General features: G+C 61.5%; 19 protein-coding genes and 1 pseudogene. 12 read left to right on the top strand and 8 right to left on the bottom strand.

All coding sequences use genetic code 11. The features are described from left to right. Nucleotides 1-10: 10 nt before the first annotated feature. The 5 genes from ACZY1F_RS18375 to ACZY1F_RS18355 all read left to right on the top strand — a co-directional run bounded on the left by ACZY1F_RS18375 (nt 11) and on the right by ACZY1F_RS18355 (nt 6,240). On the top strand, nt 11-1,768 hold the full coding sequence (locus ACZY1F_RS18375) for a hypothetical protein (RefSeq protein WP_463943717.1): 1,758 nt from the start codon (nt 11-13) through the stop codon (nt 1,766-1,768). A gap of 771 nt (nt 1,769-2,539) precedes the next feature. Continuing rightward, nucleotides 2,540-2,656, top strand: a complete 117-nt coding sequence (locus tag ACZY1F_RS18370) for a hypothetical protein (protein ID WP_463943715.1) — start codon at nt 2,540-2,542, stop codon at nt 2,654-2,656. A gap of 151 nt (nt 2,657-2,807) precedes the next feature. After that, complete coding sequence (locus tag ACZY1F_RS18365; protein WP_463943713.1) at nt 2,808-3,779, top strand: ParA family protein; 972 nt, start codon at nt 2,808-2,810, stop codon at nt 3,777-3,779. A gap of 122 nt (nt 3,780-3,901) precedes the next feature. Next, on the top strand, nt 3,902-4,471 hold the full coding sequence (locus ACZY1F_RS18360) for a hypothetical protein (RefSeq protein WP_463943711.1): 570 nt from the start codon (nt 3,902-3,904) through the stop codon (nt 4,469-4,471). A gap of 1,136 nt (nt 4,472-5,607) precedes the next feature. Beyond that, entirely contained in the window at nt 5,608-6,240 is a 633-nt protein-coding gene (locus tag ACZY1F_RS18355) for an MBL fold metallo-hydrolase (protein ID WP_463943710.1), read from the top strand. A gap of 253 nt (nt 6,241-6,493) precedes the next feature. On the opposite strand, the gene ACZY1F_RS18350 is transcribed toward ACZY1F_RS18355, so the two are convergent. Together ACZY1F_RS18350 and ACZY1F_RS18345 are read right to left on the bottom strand one after the other, a co-directional pair. Next, nucleotides 6,494-7,093 carry a hypothetical protein gene (locus ACZY1F_RS18350; RefSeq protein WP_463943708.1) on the bottom strand — a complete coding sequence of 200 codons (600 nt, stop codon included), beginning with the start codon at nt 7,091-7,093 and terminating at the stop codon, nt 6,494-6,496. 75 nt (nt 7,094-7,168) lie between these two features. Next, complete coding sequence (locus ACZY1F_RS18345) at nt 7,169-7,708, bottom strand: flavodoxin family protein (protein WP_463943707.1); 540 nt, start codon at nt 7,706-7,708, stop codon at nt 7,169-7,171. Between the two features lie 259 nt (nt 7,709-7,967). Between ACZY1F_RS18345 and ACZY1F_RS18340 the strand changes: the two genes are divergently transcribed. Further along, entirely contained in the window at nt 7,968-8,792 is an 825-nt protein-coding gene (locus ACZY1F_RS18340; protein ID WP_463943705.1) for a hypothetical protein, read from the top strand. Nucleotides 8,793-9,709: 917 nt separating this feature from the next. Here the strand turns inward: ACZY1F_RS18340 and ACZY1F_RS18335 are convergent. Beyond that, complete coding sequence (locus ACZY1F_RS18335) at nt 9,710-9,853, bottom strand: hypothetical protein (protein WP_463943704.1); 144 nt, start codon at nt 9,851-9,853, stop codon at nt 9,710-9,712. A gap of 270 nt (nt 9,854-10,123) precedes the next feature. Here ACZY1F_RS18335 and ACZY1F_RS18330 point away from each other — a divergent pair, with 270 nt between their 5' ends. Together ACZY1F_RS18330 and ACZY1F_RS18325 are read left to right on the top strand one after the other, a co-directional pair. After that, nucleotides 10,124-10,534 carry a glutamate-cysteine ligase family protein gene (locus tag ACZY1F_RS18330; protein WP_463943702.1) on the top strand — a complete coding sequence of 137 codons (411 nt, stop codon included), beginning with the start codon at nt 10,124-10,126 and terminating at the stop codon, nt 10,532-10,534. Nucleotides 10,535-10,925: 391 nt separating this feature from the next. Next, entirely contained in the window at nt 10,926-12,176 is a 1,251-nt protein-coding gene (locus ACZY1F_RS18325) for an integrase catalytic domain-containing protein (protein ID WP_463943701.1), read from the top strand. Between the two features lie 447 nt (nt 12,177-12,623). Here the strand turns inward: ACZY1F_RS18325 and ACZY1F_RS18320 are convergent, their stop codons facing one another. Beyond that, a complete protein-coding gene (locus ACZY1F_RS18320) occupies nt 12,624-12,791 on the bottom strand; it encodes a hypothetical protein (RefSeq protein ID WP_463943699.1) in 168 nt (55 codons plus the stop codon). Between the two features lie 204 nt (nt 12,792-12,995). Continuing rightward, nucleotides 12,996-13,198, bottom strand: a pseudogene (locus ACZY1F_RS18315) (CsbD family protein). Nucleotides 13,199-13,317: 119 nt separating this feature from the next. Between ACZY1F_RS18315 and ACZY1F_RS18310 the strand changes: the two are divergent. The 4 genes from ACZY1F_RS18310 to ACZY1F_RS18295 all read left to right on the top strand — a co-directional run bounded on the left by ACZY1F_RS18310 (nt 13,318) and on the right by ACZY1F_RS18295 (nt 15,038). Further along, nucleotides 13,318-13,581 (top strand): GlsB/YeaQ/YmgE family stress response membrane protein, encoded by a 264-nt coding sequence (locus ACZY1F_RS18310; protein ID WP_463943697.1) that lies wholly within the window; start codon nt 13,318-13,320, stop codon nt 13,579-13,581. A gap of 275 nt (nt 13,582-13,856) precedes the next feature. After that, nucleotides 13,857-14,276, top strand: a complete 420-nt coding sequence (locus tag ACZY1F_RS18305) for an Hsp20/alpha crystallin family protein (RefSeq protein ID WP_463943696.1) — start codon at nt 13,857-13,859, stop codon at nt 14,274-14,276. Between the two features lie 84 nt (nt 14,277-14,360). Then, nucleotides 14,361-14,702: a hypothetical protein gene (locus tag ACZY1F_RS18300; protein WP_463943694.1), complete on the top strand. Its 342-nt coding sequence runs from the start codon at nt 14,361-14,363 to the stop codon at nt 14,700-14,702. Nucleotides 14,703-14,819: 117 nt separating this feature from the next. Then, nucleotides 14,820-15,038: a hypothetical protein gene (locus tag ACZY1F_RS18295; RefSeq protein ID WP_463943692.1), complete on the top strand. Its 219-nt coding sequence runs from the start codon at nt 14,820-14,822 to the stop codon at nt 15,036-15,038. 34 nt (nt 15,039-15,072) lie between these two features. Here ACZY1F_RS18295 and ACZY1F_RS18290 read toward each other — a convergent pair whose 3' ends face one another. The 3 genes from ACZY1F_RS18290 to ACZY1F_RS18280 all read right to left on the bottom strand — a co-directional run bounded on the left by ACZY1F_RS18290 (nt 15,073) and on the right by ACZY1F_RS18280 (nt 17,485). After that, the gene (locus ACZY1F_RS18290; RefSeq protein WP_463943690.1) at nt 15,073-15,324 is read right to left on the bottom strand and encodes a hypothetical protein; all 252 of its coding nucleotides are present in this window, start codon (nt 15,322-15,324) and stop codon (nt 15,073-15,075) included. A 660-nt stretch (nt 15,325-15,984) separates the two neighbouring features. Then, on the bottom strand, nt 15,985-16,734 hold the full coding sequence (locus ACZY1F_RS18285; protein ID WP_463943688.1) for a GAF and ANTAR domain-containing protein: 750 nt from the start codon (nt 16,732-16,734) through the stop codon (nt 15,985-15,987). Between the two features lie 526 nt (nt 16,735-17,260). After that, complete coding sequence (locus ACZY1F_RS18280) at nt 17,261-17,485, bottom strand: hypothetical protein (RefSeq protein WP_463943687.1); 225 nt, start codon at nt 17,483-17,485, stop codon at nt 17,261-17,263. Between the last annotated feature and the right edge of the window lie 438 nt (nt 17,486-17,923).

Raw genomic sequence — 17,923 nt, 5'->3', positions numbered from 1 at the left:
ACAGGCCTGGGTGCTCGCTCCCCTGATCGCAGGACAGCCCACCTACAGGACCGGTCGCTGGATTGGCACCCGCTTCCAGTACCCCCGCCCCAAGACCCCGCACAGTATTACTGCGGCTCTCCCGACACGGCCGGCGGCCGTCATGGTCCACGGCACGGACGGCAGCGTGGCCACCCTGTGCCTTGACCTGGATACTTCAAAAGCGCACAAAGCCGTCCTGGAGGAGGACGCCGCTCGCATCCGGCACTTGCTGATTAGCTGCGGGTTGCGCTGGGTTGAGGACTTCTCCCCCAGCGGTGGCCGCCACCTCTATATCCCTCTTCAAGAACCTCTGAGCGCGTCAGAAGCACGCGAGCTCGTTGAAGCCCTTGCACTGACAGCAGCCAGTCTTGACCCCAGCCCGCACCAGAACATCACGGATGGCTGTATTCGAGTACCCGGAAGCATGCACAAGTCCGGTGGGCACCAGATACTCGTCACTCCCCTCAGCGAGGCCTATGACGTCCTGCGACGCCGCAACGGCCCGAAGGCTATGGCTCGACTTCAAGCAACACTGATGCCCGAACTGCGCCGCCAGAAGGAACTCGCAGCTCGACGGGCAAAGGCCGCCCCTACTCCCCATCCTGTCCTGGAGCCTCGGTCCGGAGCAGAACTTCCGCTGCGCCGCGTGGCCCGTACCGGGCTCTACGACACCGCACGATACAAGAGCCCCTCCGAGGCCCGCATGGCCGTCCTGAACCACTTCAGTGCCTGCGGCTGGACCCGCGAGCACATACAGAACGAACTCTCCGGGCAGTTCCCCGGCCTGGCCGCCCTGTACGGCACACCTGCCAACCAGGAACGGCTCCTGGGGACCGAATGGGCCAAGGCCCAGGCCTACACCGCCAACAAGTCTGACCAAAAAGTCCGGCCCCGTAAAACCGGGGGAAACGCTGTACCTATTAACAACACAAGCCCCACTCTTCCCACAGGGGGGGCAAGTATTAGGTCCAGCCCTGCAGCAATCCACCAGCTAGTGAACGATCTGGAAAATATCCTCTACGCTGTGCTCGATCACCGCCTGCAAGCCCGCGGCCGCGAAGGCCTAAGCCTTCGACTCCTGATCCGGGGACTCCTGGGCTACATGCGGGCCAAGGAAACTGACGTTGTAGACGTGGGCTGCCGCACCCTTGCTGTTGCCATGGGAAAACACCACGTCACCATCGCGAGACTTCTGCCTGTCCTGGCGAAAGCATCAGACGGGATCCTGACCAAGGTTGCAGATGCACGCCACAAAGCCGCCGATGTCTACCTCATCCAGTTACCCGCCCATTACCAGCAGCTGGCGCGCGAACTCACCTGGCGCCGGGGACACATCCACGCCATTCGGCCTGTATTCCGGGCGCTCGGCGATGCTGCCGCCCTCGTCTACGAAGCCATCGAACGAGGCCGACGCTCCCCCACCACAGCAGAAATCGTAAGAACCACAGGAATCAGCCGCAACGCCGTCACAAAAGCACTTGCAGACATGGAAGCCTTAGCCATGATTAGGCGCGACAAAGGCCGCTGGAAGACCACTTCAGCGAATTTGCGTGACCTTGCAGCACGGCTGGGGGTGCAGGAGGACTACCAAGCACACATCAGCCGGAATCGACGGGAACGGGCTGCCTGGCATGCTTATCTGGACCGATTTCTGAACGCCCGGATGATGGAAACCGACCTGTACGACTACGAACGGGAAGAACACTGGATACCACCCGACGACGCAGCGCTGTGGCTGGCAGCATAAACAGGGGCAGCAGGCATTATGGGCGTGGATTGTCGAGACCCGCGTCTTATCCTGTGGGAGTTCGGCGGTTGCCTCGGCGGGATCCAAAAGGCCGCGCCGGGTGAGGCTGCACTCATTGCACGTTCGTTTCAGCATGAGCAATGCGATGATGATCCCGACCGGTCCCACACGCAGGGATGCTTGAGATGTGTCTGCACGCTTCGGCCGCGACCGGCGTAGACCGGGTCTCGCGGGGCACTGCGCTTTCTCCGGAGGAGGTGCACGATCCGACTTGCCTAATCTAAAGGTAGGCCATGCTTCGTTCCCCTACTCTTCATCTACTGCATCTTGTACTGCATATTTACTGCATTCTTCTACTGCTCCCCTACTTCGATGTTAACCATTTTCGTACTGCGTAGTAACTGCACATTTAGTGTGGTTTTAAAGCTTGTCGTATGTGCGCTTTAGATGTGATTTTGGTGCGATTTTAGGGGCACTGCGATTTCACGCACTAGTCGTGCAGCTACCGAGCTAATGCAAAAGAGTGGCAGTCCTATGGTGTAGTTATTTCTTTACAACTGCATAGCTACTTGTTAACCAGTGCAAAGCAAGTGCACAAGTGATGTATTACGACGCGACAGTAAATTTGCCGCTGCACTGCATTGGCTACGCTTATGATGTGCACTAGGGATACGGCAACTACCTCCTACACGTTGTCGTCCGCCCGTTCAGCTGGCGTCGTGACGCACCATCTGCATCTCCAATGGCAAAGGTGGTGTCGGCAAGACGACCGTGACCACCAATCTTGCTGTCCTCCTCGCTGAAGCCGCGGGTTACAGAATGCTCGTCGTCGACCAGGACTCCCAGGGCGACACGCCCACCAATCTAGTCATGCAGCCACAAAGCTAATGCAAAAGAGGTGCAATTCTGCGGTGTATTTACTTCTTTTCAACTGCATAGCTACTCGTTAGCCAGTGCAAAGCAAGTGCACAGGAGCTTTAGCGCGACACGACAGTAAATTTGCCGCTGCACTGCACTGGCCGCGCCTATGATGTGCACTATGGAAACGGCAACTATCTCCCACACGTTGTCGCCCGCCGTTCAACTGGCGTCGCGACGCACCATCTGCATCTCCAATGGCAAAGGCGGTGTCGGCAAGACAACCGTGACCACCAATCTCGCTGCCCTCCTAGCTGAAGCCGGTTACAAGGTGCTCGTCGTCGACCTGGACTCCCAGGGCGACACGTCGACCAACTTGGGCATCATCAACGATGATCGGTACGACAGCGGGGAAGCGCTGGACATTGCAGTCCGGTACGACAAGATTCCGGTGCCAATCAAGGATGTGCGGCCGGGCTTGGATGTCCTCGCAGGCGGCAACCACACAGCGCAGCTAATGGACACGTTCCAGGGAGACGCTTCCCGTCAGGGCAAAATGCGTGGGGGAGTGGCCCGGACCCTGGCAAAGATTGCCCCGAACTACGACATCGTCCTGATCGACACCCCGCCATCAGAGGCCGGTTGGACCGCCATTGAGGAAGCGATGCTGGCCTCCCGTTGGATTCTGGCGCCCGTGAAGCCTGAGCCGAAGTCTATTCGCGGCCTTGAGTCTCTGGCCCGTCGCATCCTTAGTGTCCAGAATGACAATCCAGCAGTAGCCCTGCTCGGGGTCATCCTCTTTGGCATTCCCACTAACGCCAGGAACGTGGACAAACAGGCCCGCACGCTGCTTCAGGAGTCCCTGGACGGCATTGCGCCCGTGTTCGAAGGCAGTATCCGAGACGTTGTTGCGGCTGACGCAGACGCCAGCTTCCGTGGTCTCGCTGCACACGAGCTGGCCGCCAGGGCAGCGACCCAGTCACCGTTCTGGGAGCGGCTGCGTAACAAGGGCAAGAGCTCGGATGAACCCCGGATCGCGCAGTCGGCAGGTAACCTGGCCGAGGATTACATGCGACTGACCGAGCAGATCGTCCTAGAGCTCCAGGCCCAGGAGGAATCGCTTGACGAGAACCTAGAGGTAGCCTCCAAATGAGCCTGCCCTCCAGCCCGGGAAAGATGGATCTCAGCGCCCTCAGCGGTCTGAAAAGGCGAGTGCTGCAACCTACTCAGCCTGCCTCAGTTGAAGAGGCTCCAGTGGAGCAGTTTTCCGGAACAATGCCTGAGAGTGCAGTTGAGGCGCTTGAAGCCCTGTCCGAGGGCGTAGGTGCGTCGGGGCCCGTGCCTGAGGTTATCGATTCTTCTGAAGCACCGGCATCGAATACAGCGGCAGCCGCTTTACCGCTACAGGCCTTGGACCAGCCGGCGCCAGCTGTCGATGTCACAGCCCCGGCCAAGATCGAACCCGCCGAAGAGGAACATTCAGGCCACGTCACTCTCTACCTTCCAAAAGACCTGAACCAGTGGCTGGGGGAGCACCATGACAGCACAGGGCTCGCGTATCCGGGAATTATCCTGAACGCGATCAGCTGGGCCGCAGCCGAGAATCGGTTCGGAGAGGTTTTTGCTCCGGATGACAGCCAGATTCCCGCCAATGACATCTTCGGGCGGGCGCCAGCCATCCCCAAGCCTGCCCGTGGTTCAGTGGAGCCGGAGACCAGGCCGCTGCGATTCCGCAAAGACCACATGCGGGTGATCATCAGTCTCGCTCGTACCTGGACGGCTGATAACAGGAACGCGTTCTTCGTCGGAGTTCTCACCGCTTATAGGGGCCAGAACGGGGAGTAACGATACGGTGCAGCCTCGGTCGTGAACCATTTCTCGCAGGGTATCCAAAGTGAAAGTGCCCTGGTCGTACCGTCTGGGGGAGTGTATGTGGGCTCAGCGGTGGCGGTCGTTCCTGGCCCGGGCCATGGCACCGCGAGCGAGGATCCAGCCAGTGCGAACGGCTGACGAATTGTCATTATGTCTGCCCGTCTCGTCGCATTCTTCTTTCCGGTTGCTTTGGGGAATAGTTGTGAAACGGAGTCCGAAGTGGGACTCGACGGGAGGCGTCAGTTGACCGCTGTATGCCCAACAAGACCAGGGTGGCCGGGCCCAACCGGTTGTAGAGGGATGTAGTGCCTAATGGACTTTGTGCCCTCGCTGGGGACCTTCGCCGGAGCCGCGTCCCTTCTCGTTCTGGCATTGTTGGCTCTTCGGCGGCGAAAGCGCAGCATTCGCCGGCGGCTTCATACCCGGGACGTTCAGCGCGTAGCGCTGTTCCGGAAGGACAGGGAAGAGTTTCACTTGCAGGTCCGGAAAGACCCAACGAAAGCACGCAAACGCCACGCTGGTGGGGGGCGTGAAAAAATGCATGCTTCGCCAGGTGCTTTCGAATAGCAGGCACTGCGGGCAGCGCTCAGCCTTGGGGAGCCTTTGGCCAGGGTTCGGAAACACGGGATATGAGCGATCAGCGCCATAGCAGCACGGTAATAACGCTGTTGAGGACGGTGATGAAAGCATCGCCCGCGGCCGTCTGATGACGTACAGGTCAACGGGCCACCAGTACCAGCGATCCGTCTCCGGTGACCGTGAACGACTTGGCCAGGATCCGCGGGACTTCAGTGCTGCGGCCGAAAGGCGAGGTCGGATCACTCATTTTCCCACCCTATTCGGAGGGATAAGTGCGCCGAATGGGACTGGCCCTGGGGTGCCCTGGGCGCTTTTGCTGATTCCTTGCGGGTAGTTCCTTACATGTTTTCCGTGCCGCGCTATAAGCGGTCGTTTCGGATTTGATGCCTCTGTAGGTGATGTATGGGTTTCGGTGGTCGAGGGACGCGTCGACGGATATGATTCTGGATCATGGCACCAGATCTGGGCTCGACAGGACGATCTGTTGATTCCGGACACATCACGGCCTTGATGTGGGACTGAGGTGAAGAGTGAATTCCCCCGCTGCAATCCGTGTAACTGCCGTTCGTGTGGCCGAACTCCTTGCCGAAGGTGAGCCGATGCCGGTCTACGTGCATGTCATTGACCACCCCGACGCGCGCGTGCTGGTCGACACCGGTATGACTAAGCTTCATCCGGCGGTCGCCGACATGGAACCCCGTCTTTACCCCTTGAACGGGCAGGACTTCGACATCGGCAGTGTCGACATCGTCATCAACACCCACCTGCACTTCGACCACTGCGGAGGTAACCACCTCTTCGCGGGCAAGCCCACCTACGTCCAGCGTCAGGAACTCGAGGACGCCCGCAACCAAAGCGACTACACCATCCCCGAATGGGTAGACCCGCCCGGGATGCACTACATCACGGTCGAGGGCGAGCTCGAACTGCTTCCGGGGCTACGGCTCCTCCCGGCACCAGGTCACACCCGGGGCTCACAGATTGTCGTCGTTGACGGCGACGGAGTCACTACCATCGTCGCCGGTGACACAGCAGTCTGGTTCGACGAACTTGATAACCCCCGCACCGAGGGACAGCTACTGATTCGCTCGCTGAACCCTGAAATGGTTTGGCTCACCCACGGGCACACGCCATGGAAACCTGGTGCCCCGGTCTCTCCGTGAACCACCCCCAACCGGTTCCCACGCGGCATCGGAGGCAGATGTGAACGATGGGCAATGACCAGTCGAGGGTGCAAGGTGTTTTTGACATCCTTCGCCACGAGCGAGGGGAGGACCGCCAGCGGACGGCTGAGAGATCGCCAAACCAAACCCTGTTCGGGTCTCCGAATCGTTCCTTACAAGCCCTCACTCCGTGGGTATGTAGGATCGGATCCGCGCATGGCCAGGGGGTCGTACTCTTCGCTGACGTTCTCTTCTATGTGGGACCGAGTTGGCCGTCTCCTTGCTCGGCCCTGGCCTTGATTCCTAGGAGCATCTTCCTCATCATCGGGAAGTCCCCGAATTCCATCAGTGGCACCGTGAGGATCAGGGAGGGACCGGGACGGTAGCGCTGCTTCAAGCGCGTGACGAGTCGGGTCTGGCCCAGGGGGAGCCTGGTCAGGTGCCAGGCCCATGACGAGTCTGGCTTGGACCAGACGAGGTAATCAGGCCGGCGGGCCGAAGCCACTCTGAACGACGTCGAGGGGGTAGCCTCGCCGGTCATCGGCGCGGCCACGTCTCCGATCTGCGGGTTCTGCCATTCGGGCAGGATCTTCTCCGCGCTAGGTTTCCCAAGAGAATCGAGCAGGTCGTATGTGTAAAAGCCTGCACGCCGGAATCCGACCTGCACCAGCCAGGGCCAGACCAGTTCGGGATCTGCTTCGACTGTGATCGCTCGAGTTGCGGTGAAGTGTGACACGGGCACGAGTTCGTCCCCAGGCATAAGCCCGGCGACCTCTTCGGTTGTAGCGCCCCAGCGCAGGTGCCAATGCCTACAGAGAGGCGCGGTGGCAAAGAGCGGGATGGTCTTGGTCACGTCGGCAACCTGGCGTAGCCTCAACGGAAATTTGCCTGCTCGGCTACTGCGCTGCGTGGTCACGTGCCTGTTTCGTCAGCTGCGCTGCTGCTCATGCGTCAGGCTTGAGGCGAGCCTCTGGCCCCATTGCCGCGCCCGGTCCAGTTCTCCGGGGAAGAGGACACTGTCCCCGCTGACCAAAAAACTCTCAGGCTCGGCAACAAGTTCAAAACCGTGCTGTTTGAGTTTTTTTCCAATGCCTTTGGAAGCGTGCCCCGTCAACAGTTCCGGCATGTCGACCCGAGTATCGAAAGCTGCTGCCCTGCCCGAGGAGGGGCCCAGTGAGTCTAACCACTCACGCACGCCAGGACCTTCGGCCGACGGGTTAATGGTCAGCTCCCTCTCCCCGCCGCGGGCGTCCTTCACCGCTGCCTGACGCGTTTGTGACCGAGTCATGCCGTGGGCATGCGTTGGTCCCCCGACAACCAGCAGATCAATGCCGGTCACATTTATCCGGTCCACGTCTTCCGTGGAGATAACCTCGGTCGCCGCCGCCGGCCCAAGCCCCCCTGCAATTGCCTCTGCAACGCTATGCGTATTGCCATACATCGATTCGTAAACCACCGCTGCTTTCAATGTCCCGCCTCCGAGCTGCAATTTTTTGTCCGCGCGTCAACCTTTGAACAGGCACTGGTCGGGCGACACCACCGTCCCTTCTGCAAGGCCTACATGTATTCGCCTGCCCGTGCAAGGGTCTCCACACTCCCTCTCGGTGAGGTCTTGCCACTATCGCCGCCGGCGCTGATGCTTAGAGGGCTGATCGACCACCCGGTCAAAAGGCCTGAAGAAACCTTCAGTGCCCTCCTTCCACCGACAGGTCACCATGCTCACTCATATGAACTTCCACCGGATCCTTTGGGCGATCACCGCAGTACTTACCTTGGCTGCAGCGGCTGTGGGGCTGGGGGATCCTGGGATCTACGACCGCATTGTCAGTGACGAGCTCATCCCCGGAGCGTATTCGCAGGATCTGCTTTCCGCCGCCGCCGCACTCGGCCTCCTGTATTTGACCCTCACAGCACGGGCCGACCGACAGAAGCGCCAGATCGTTGCCCTGGGGCTTCTGGGTTATCTGTTCTACGCATACGGGATCTACGTGATCGAGCGCGCCTACAACGGTCTGTACCTCGTTTACATGGCGATCTTTACCCTGTCTTTCTGGAGCCTGGTCTATGCCGGCGCCCGCCTTCGCGGCGACCTGACCCAACCCGCCCTCTCCAAAACGTTTCGCCTGGTATCCGCCTCCGGCGCCATCCTCCAGCCCCTCATCTTTTACCCGCTCTGGATCGCGATGCTCGTGCCCCTGATGCAAACCGGAGACCAGATCGACTCCCTCTACTCGATCTTCGTCCTCGACCTGTGCTTCATCATGCCCGCCTTCCTGATCCTGTCTGTTCTGACCTACAGAAATCACGGAACCGGGCTGCTCCTGCTGCCGGCCGCCTACGTCCTCGGCTTCACCCTCATCTTCTCCCTGGCCGTGGGTGAACTGGTCAAACCCATGTTCAACGCCACGCTGAGCCCAGCTGCATTCTGGTCAGCACTTGCGCTGTCCACGCTGTTCCTAGTCCTCGGCATCTTGCACCTGAGCAAGCTGCAAACTGGAGCGCCAAATAGCACCTCAAAGGGCGTCGGTTCCGCCCAGCTGATCACGGATTAGCACCCGAAATCTCCGGGAATAGGACCACCCCCGAACCATTCCCGGAGGAGAGAAAAACCGTGGGCGAGGCTATATTCAACGTCACCGAATTCTTCGTCGGGGCAATCATTTGGGTAGCCTTCGAAGCGCCTCAAAGTGCGTCTCGTCCGGGGACTTTCCAAGAGCACCTTTACCCCGTTCTCCCTCGCCGCGACTATTAGGGCGTTGCAGGCCAGCACCGTGTCCTCCTGCCGGCGTCCAAGTGCCGGGTCCTCGAATTCCACGTTCCAGTGGCTGTATCCAGCCGGGCAAAAGGGCCCCGGCGGACGGCGCCAGTTGATCTTGCGCGGGTCCAGATGACGGGTCCGCTCGGCCCCTCGATGAAGGGCGGCCTGTGGACCTGGTGCTGCTGCATAGTTGTGATGGCTTCTTCGTTGGTGTCGTCGGCGCAGATGGTGACGGGTTTGGCTTGACCGAATTCCCCGGCTGTGGCGGTTCGGGTTCTCCGCCTTCGGCGAGGCACTTGATGACGATGCCGCGGTCAGGAGCATGCCTTTGGGTCGGTTGTTTTCGCCGCAGATAGGGGAGTATGCCGGAATGGGTCTGATCACGGACCTCTGCCAGGAAGTCCCCGGCAGCGAAACACCAGCCCGCTCCTGCCTTCTCAACCAGTCAGCGCAGCCCTCCGGGGTACGGCCGTCCCGTGGAGGCACAGCTACAGATTCTAGGCGCGCAACAACCGGCCGGGACAGCCATCTGAGAGTGCAGTGCAAGCTTCACCCGGTAGCCTGAGCGCCAGCAGCCGTTATCCGCTGATCCTCAGGCACCGGACAGGGGATTGCTGCGCCCCTGTTGTTCGGAGATCGCAGGGTCAGTATGGTGCGAGGGCGTCCAGTGGACGTCTGGAAGGGGACAACGCAAGGGGTGGGCTCGCCGCGTTAAGACAGACGTCGGAATTCCCCCGCCCGGAGCCGGAGATGGATCGGCAGCACCATCTGGATAGGAGTAACGCCGACCGGCTCATCGAGCAGCTCATTAATCGAGGTCTGCCCTACCAGCTCGCCAGCCTGGTCTCTGTCCATGCGATCGACAGTATGCGTGCACGCAGGCTGTGAGTACTAAGACACGCACTCAGGGGCGTTGCCGGGTTCATCCCGGCGCGTGTCGCGTGGGGTGCGCGTGGACCTCTGGAGTTCTCGCAATGAAGGACTTCAAGAACGGACAGGATCGAGATCGTGGGGTGTATGCCTTCCTGGCCCCGTGACATAGGCATATAAACAAAATCCAAGGACCTCAAACGCGTCGAGGGGTTGGGTGGTGATCGTCGTGATGTCGTTGGTGTGGACGGTGCCATGATCTACTTCGATGCCCGTCTTTCAGCGACCTATCCGACGGTGGAGATCCGCGTCGCGGAGGTCTGTACCGATTCCGCGCATGCCGTTGCGCTGGCCGCCATTGCGCGCGCCTTGGTGGAGATGGCTGCCAGGGACTGGGCCGCGGGGAACCCGCCCCCGGCGGTTCCTGCCGAAATGCTTCGCTTGGCCTCGTGGCGTGCCAGCAGGTTCGGAATCCAGAATGATCTGATCCATCCCGAAACGAATCGGCCGGACCCGGCAGAAGCATGTGTGAAGGCGCTCCTGGATCACATACATCCGGTTCTGACCGAGACCGGAGACAGCACCCTGGTGGAGAAAACCGTCCGGCAGATCCTCGCTACCGGCACCGGAGCACGCCGGCAGAGAACAGCCATGAAAAGCGCCTGAAAATTCCGCAGAGTCATTCTCGATGCCGCAGCGCGCACCACCGCCTGAGCGACATCAACGCGGCAAGTCCACAGCCAGCACCCTGATGATGGCGGCGGTGGTTTGGCGGTCCGGAGCGACGGGCCGCCCTCCAAGAGCGGGTTTTAGTCTGCGGCGCTGGCCGTGCGGTTCCGCGGCGGATGCTCCCGGGACCGGCGACGGGCAGGTGGGATGTGCCGCTGCTGGCTGGGGGACACCAGGGGCTCTGCCGCCGCCGGCCTGCGTTAAGTTTACGGCGGGTCCCGGGATTGCGGCAGGTCCCGAGTTGACTCATAGGAAAGGTCCGTGGCAACGGATACGTTGCCTCATCTGAAAAGGTCCGGGAAGGTCCGGCCGCGGACATCCTTGAGAGATGGGACTGACGATGAGCCAGCGGCAGGCTGTCACGGTGATCAAGGCACGGGCTTATGCCCGGGCGAACCGCGCCGGGAAGGTGCGGATCCTGGATGAGTTGGTGGAGCTCACGGGCTGGAACCGTGACTATGCGCGGCGGGCGTTGCGGCAGGCGCTGGAGTTGCGGCCGGTGCGTTCCCGTCCGCCGCGGGCCCCGGTGTACGGGCCGAAGGTCATCGACGCGCTCGTGGTGTGCTGGGCGGTGCTCAGGGCGCCGGCGGGCAAGCGCCTGGCGCCGATGTTGCCGGTACTCGTGCCTTTGCTGCGGCGGGACGGGGAATTGGCCTTGACGGACGAGGATGCGGGGCTGCTGATGCGGATGAGCGCGGCGACCATCGACCGTCGGTTGGCTCCGGAGCGGGCGAAACTGGTGCTGCGGGGCCGGTCCCATACCAAGCCGGGGTCATTGCTGAAGTCCCAGATCCCGGTCCGGACCTGGGCAGACTGGGATGATGCGGTGCCCGGGTTCGTCGAAATCGATCTGGTCGGCCACGAAGGAGGGGTTGCCTCCGGGGAATTCTGTTTCACCCTGACCGTCACCGACATCACCACCGGGTGGACGGTGAACCGGTCCGTGCCGAACAAGGCCCAGAAGTGGGTGCTGATCGCGCTGCAGTATGCGCTGGCCCGGTTCCCCTTCCCGATCCTGGGGATCGATTCGGACAACGGCTCCGAGTTCATCAACGACCATCTGCTCGCGTACTGCCACGCCCACCAGATCACGTTCACCCGGTCACGGCCCGGGAACAAGAACGACGGAGCCCACGTGGAGCAAAAGAACTGGGCGCGGGTCCGTGAGCTCGTGGGCTACTACCGGTACGACACCACCGCGGAGCTGGAGACACTCAACGCCATCTGGGAACTGGACGCGCTCTTCACGAACTACCTGCTGCCCCAGCAGAAGCTGATCTTCAAGGAACGCCACGGCGCGAAGGTGGTCAAGAAACACGACGCCGCGCTCACCCCGCACCAGCGCGCGGCCAACCACCCCAACATCCGCAAACGCCCCGTGATCGCCATGAACGCCCAGTTCAAACGCCTCAAACCCGCGGCCTTGTCGCGGCAGATCCTGGCCCTCACCGGACAGCTCGAGACCCTGGCACAAGCCAAAGCCGCACCCCGCAACTACAAGGTCAACACCGGGTTCAACCCGTCCCTGAACCGGACCTTTTCACATGAGGCAACGACTCACCGTTCCCGGACCTATTGACATGAGGCAACAGGGGTCCCCGGGATCCTAAGATGCTCGGTTTTCAAGAGCTGAGGCGGTCCCTGCACGCAACGGAAGGTGCCGATGATCTGGTCAGGAACGAGGCTAGGCCAGGCTGCGGGGTAGCGTTTCGGGCGGGATGGGCGAGGGCGTCCTCGACCGCGAGTTAGTACCAGGTCTCTGCCTCGAGTGCGGCGCGGACAGCTTCAGCCCGGCTGACGCCGCTTGCAAAACCAATGACCTGTTGCGCGGCGTTCAGTCCGCCTGAATCCATCCTGAAATTCCCGATATGGACGCGTGCTTCGCTCTACGTTGTTCCCCCAAAAGCGGTGCCGGTGGTGCCCATGTGTCCAGCGACGGCGGATCGGTCGGCGTTCAATCCCTCGGGTGACATGCGCCACACGGTCCGGCGTCATGCCGTTTTTGATTTCCCTTAGGGTTTGTCCGCTAGTGCGGGATGCGGCGTCCGCGGGAACTGTTTAGCAGCAGCAATACGATGGCGACCACCAGCAGGACCGGCGCCGCGCCGATGAGGAAGCTCAAGGCCTGGACCGTCAGGCCGATGACCAGTGCAACCAGAGCCGCGGCTGCGATCACCCACACCAGTGTTTTCATTAGCTGTCCCGCCTTCGCATGCTGCGTGGACCCGTCAGCCCGGAAGAGGGCTGCCGGACCTGATGGGAGGCCCCCGGCGTGCCTAGTCATCCAGCGTACGCCGCGGGCCCGGGCCGGCATATCCCCTGGCCTCAGACCCGCGGGGACTATCAGTTGGGAGCGGGAGATCCTGTGGGGTGTCTGCGCCCTTTCTTTATGGCTGGATCAGTGCGTGAAGGCGTCCTGGACCTTCTCGCCGGCCTGTTTCAGGTCTGCTTTGGCCTGGTCGCCCTTGCCTTCGGCCTTCAGGCCGAGATCGCCTTTTGCTTCCCGGCAGCTTCCTTGCCCTTGCCGGCAAGCTTCTCGGCGGCGTTCCCGATCTTGTCGTCCAATCCGGCAGTGTCACTTCCTCTGGTTGGTGGCCGCATGATCCGCCCGCGGCTCACCCTCGATCGTAAAAGGATCCTTGCCAGTTAATAAGCATGCTGATTAAATCGTATCCATAGCGCCACTACGACGCTGATGGTCCTTTGGAAGGAAGTGCGCCATGGGAATTCTCGGATTTCTTCTGCTCGGCCTGATTGCTGGGGCCATCGCCAAAGCCATACTGCCCGGCCGGCAGGGCGGGGGCTGGCTGGTCACCCTGGTTCTGGGCGTCGTCGGGGCGATCCTTGGCGGATGGATCGGTTCACGGATCTTCGGCGGAGGCCTTGCCGACTTTTTTGACCTCAGGACTTGGCTGCTGTCCATTCTTGGCGCCGTGATAGTGCTGGGGATCTTCGGTGCAGTGACCCGCAGGAGCCGCGTCTGACGCTGGTCACTTCATGACCGCGTGCACCTGCCTTCCTTTTATTGTCCGGGCCGCTGACCGCATCCGGTCCGGGGCAGCGGCGGCTTGCGCCGCGGACGGAACTTATGTCTGCGTCCGCGGCCCCGCGTGGCGGCCGACACCGTTCCAGATGGTCGGGCGAGGCACACTACTTCGGCTGAAGGCAGGCGCCCAAGGTCACTTCGTCGGGCCCATACTGGCTAATTCAGCATAGGAGAAAGACGCCCATACTGGCTAATTCAGCATAGGAGAAAGACATGGAAAACTTCTTCCGCCGCAGTGGCATCGACGTGCCCGAACCCCTCCGGCGCTTCCTTCAGGGTGAGACGGAAGATTGGCTGCGAATCGAGGAATTCCGGGACGGAAACACCTTGGTCGTTAGAACCGACCTTCCCGGCATCGACCCCGACGCTGACATCGACATCAACGTCTCCGAGGACACCTTGCAGATTCCGGCCCGCCGTGCAGAGCCGGCCGGTAGGGATCAGCCGGGCTACCGGAGCGAATTGCGGTACGTCCCGATACCCCGTGGACCGAGTCCTGACACTGTTGAAGCCAGCTACATAGACGGCGTCCTGGAAATCCGCGTCCAGCTACCGGAGAAATCCGGAACATCCGCCACGAAAGTCCATGTCACCCGCGGTGGCAATCTGCCACCGCATACGCCCGTGAGCTGACGGGGCGACCGCAGAAATCAGCCCAAGGGCTAAGGTCCGTGCGCACCGCTCGCCCCGAAGAAATCACGAACGATGGAGGCAGCCATGACAATAAAGGTCAACACTGCGGCACTGGGGCACGCCCGGCAGCTGATCAAGGACGCAAGGATCGCCCGGGACACCCGTGATGACTGGAGCGAACATGCCCCTGACGCGGCCGCGGAAAACGCCTTCATCGACAAGCACGGATACACCGAATACGGCACGTGGTATCTGGGCGTGGACAGCGATAAAACGCAAGACACAAAGGGTCACTACAGCTTTCCCTTCGGAGATTTCCGGCGGCTGCACCGCTGCGCTGTTCTTGCCATCGAGAGCCGGGCCGCCCAGTACAACGACATCGCCAAGGCAGCGAAGTCCCTCCTCGACGAACTCGACAAGGACTGACCCGGCCGAAAAGCCGGGACATCGAGATGATGACAGTTGTTGAGGAACCACGGCCCGGATGGCCGCCGCCCAGGAACCGCCACGGCGGCAGACATGACGCAGTATCAGCCTGAACCAGTGGAAATCTCCACTCGGATGCGCGCCGGGGAATGGACAGAGACAACTCTGTCGGAGCTGGTGGCAACGTACACCAATGAGCTTCTGGGCATGGGAGCGGGCCCGGGCGAGATTGACATCGTGACCGACCGTGACGAAGGCGGCGGTGTCAGCGTCATTGCTACCTGGAAGAGGGCCGATGTTACCGGCGGAAAGGTCCCCGGGCAGGCGCAAGGCTGAGCTCCGGCCCTGGTGAGTTCTCGAGGTTCAGGAGTTACCGCCCTTCCTTCGCCTCGCCGTCCCTCGGGTCCGCACTCCTGAGAGTGCCGGACCGGATGGGACCCCTTGGTGACCGCGTCCGACGGGCGGAAACCATGGACCAGGCCCCGATCAGCATGCCGATGAAAACGGCAAAAACACCGACGATGAACCAGTCGGCCCGCCCAAAAACCATCAACACAACGCCCGCCAGGCACAGACACTTCGTCGCGATATCCAGATACAAAGGACCCTTCAGGTTCTCCATGCATCCACGGTAACCCTGGAGACGCTCCGCAAACACCGCTCGGTCACGAGGTGATCGACCCATACTGCACGGATGTGAACGCTGCATCGCCACACATCCGTCCGTTGAGGGCCACTTCGAACGTCGTATGGCCGGATTCCGAACACGGCATGGTCAGAGGCGCAAGGCCAATCAGCTGCTCCACAGAGCCCTGTCCTTCCAAAGACCACGGACGTAGTCTGAAGTTCCATGCCGGTCAAATTCAAGGGAGATGCCATGAACATACCTCCGGAGCGCGAACCCGCACCGTTCACATCCAACACTGTCCCCCAGCCCGGTTCCCCAGACCCGACTTCCCCTATTCCGCCCAGTCCCTTTCCGGACCCGGATCCAGCTCCTGGCTCCCCCGATCCGACGTCCCCCAATCCACCCCATCCGGATCCGAACCCGAATCCGTTCCCCACTCCCGATCGCGATCCCGGACCGCCGAACGAGGACCCGACCCGCAGGTCCTGATGCCGGCTCCCACCCCTGCTGGGGTCAGGTGCGCAGGGGCACGTATAGCAACCCCCGTGGACCGGACCTGGATGAACGAACCCCCGGATTACTGAAACTTCCGGTGCAGTGATGGCGCTGCACGGACTGGGTTTTCTTTCGTCGAGGGAGAACGGGCGCTGCCGGCTATTCTTCGAAATGCGTGCGCAGTTGGGGGTTGGACGAAACGGATTCGATGATTCCTGTCGCTATGTCCCGCAATTTGATGTTGCGGGAGCTGGATGCGTTCCTCAGCATTGTCATGGCCGCGTCCTGGCTGCAGCGGTTTTGGGCCATGATGACGCCTACGGCGGTGTCTATCGCGGTTCGGTTTTTCATTGCAGCTTCCAGGTTGCGCTTCGCGTCCTGGAGCCCTGCCAGGCGCAGCTCGAGCCTGAGTGTTTTGGCTGACTGTTCACCGAACAGCTCTGCCCGGGTGATGAACCCGGCGCTGAATGCTTGCGTTTGTGGGGAGTAGATGTTCAGGACTGCCGAGGAGTTCCCCTCCAGTGGAAGGGGAACACTAAGGATTGAACCGACGCCGTGCGTGGCTAGAGCTCCGGCGTACTCGGGCCAGCGATATTCACGCGAGAGGACAGGGACGTGAATCGTTGTCCCTGTTGCCATGGCCAGGAGGCCAGGTCCGTCGCCGAAGGCGAACTGCAGTTCATCGACCTCCCTCGCTCCGGGAGTACTGCACGCTACCGTCACGGGCTTTTTAGGGCGCACCACGGTGACGTTGCAGTAGACCTCCGAGTCAGGCGAGGCGAGGAGGGAAGCGCAGAGGACCGCGAGGTCGTGGAAGAACTGCTCAGCATCCGGGGTGTCCAGGACCAGGTCCTGGAGACGGGACGCGATATTGTCCTGAAGCACCGCGGAAATAGGGGAAGCGTCCATAGCATGTCCTCACGATTCACCGCCGAAGGATCTGCGGTGCGAAGACGCCCACTCCCGGGGTTCCCTTCCGGCGTGCATCCGCAGAACGGCGCCGGAGACGGGGAAAGCCAAGCAGTTGATGTCCCCGTTCGGTTCCAAATGAAAACGCCTACGGACCGTGTCCCTGCACGCCTTTCCGCTAGGTGCCCTTTCCGGGAAATGGGCACGGACCCTTGTCTATAGGAGGTGCCGGCGACGGCTGGGGGGAGAGGCTTCGGTCTCTGAAGACTCTCTCGTCGCCGGCACTTCCCATTCAACAGCCTGGCCAGAGACTACCCACCAGTAGTCGGTACTCGTCTCTTGGCGTGCCTGGTACCCGCGACTGAGCGCTGGCTTCACGGATCGGCAACACCGCGCCTGAAGGCGCGGAAACGGGCAGAGGATGTCGTGGCCCCCTGGTGGGTCAGCCGACCGTGGTTGGGAGGGTCCGGCGCATAGTGAACCGTCGCCGGTTTGATGCCGGGGTCGTGCACGTTCAGGAGTGCGCCTAGGCCAGGCCGCTGGTGGCGTTTTGGGGCGGGGTGGACCTGCGGAGGTCTTCTTCGACGGCGAGTTCGTACCAGGAATCTGCCTCGAGGGCGGGCGAGGCGGTGTCAAGATTCCGGTAGAGGGCCTCGATGAGTTTGCTGAGCTCTTGGGCCGTCAGGGTGGGGAGGACCATCTCCGGTCCGCGGGGATCAGTGATGAGGTGGGCCAGCTGCAGAGGTGTCATCCTGCGGTATCCCGGAGAAGGCGGCTGCAGTGGATGCTGTTCACGGTGACTCCATCGGAACGCGTTGGGATGGGCTGGGTAGTGTCCCTGAGTGTAGGCCGCGGCCGGGGAGAGCCACAATGGCCCCCGGACCGGTGATCATTCCGGCCCTTCCGGTGGTCTGTTACGCCCTTCGGCGTACAAGGGGCAGTGCCATGTCCGCCATCCGCCCGGCGGTCCCGTTCCTACGCCGAGGAATTTCTGATCGGTTTGAATCAGCAGAGGCGGCCCTATTGATCCTCACGCCCGACAGTTTCGCGGCAGTGTGCAGCACCTGGGGTGTATTTCGATCCAGGGTCATCAATCTCCTGGGTTTCGGTCAGTCATTGGTGGATCGTATCGGTGGGCTCTGACGTACACCCTCATCTGCGAAGACCCTCCTTACGGGAGGCGCTTGGT

Source organism: Pseudarthrobacter xylosi (assembly GCF_055412765.1).
This window is presented reverse-complemented; position numbering and strand designations above follow the sequence as displayed.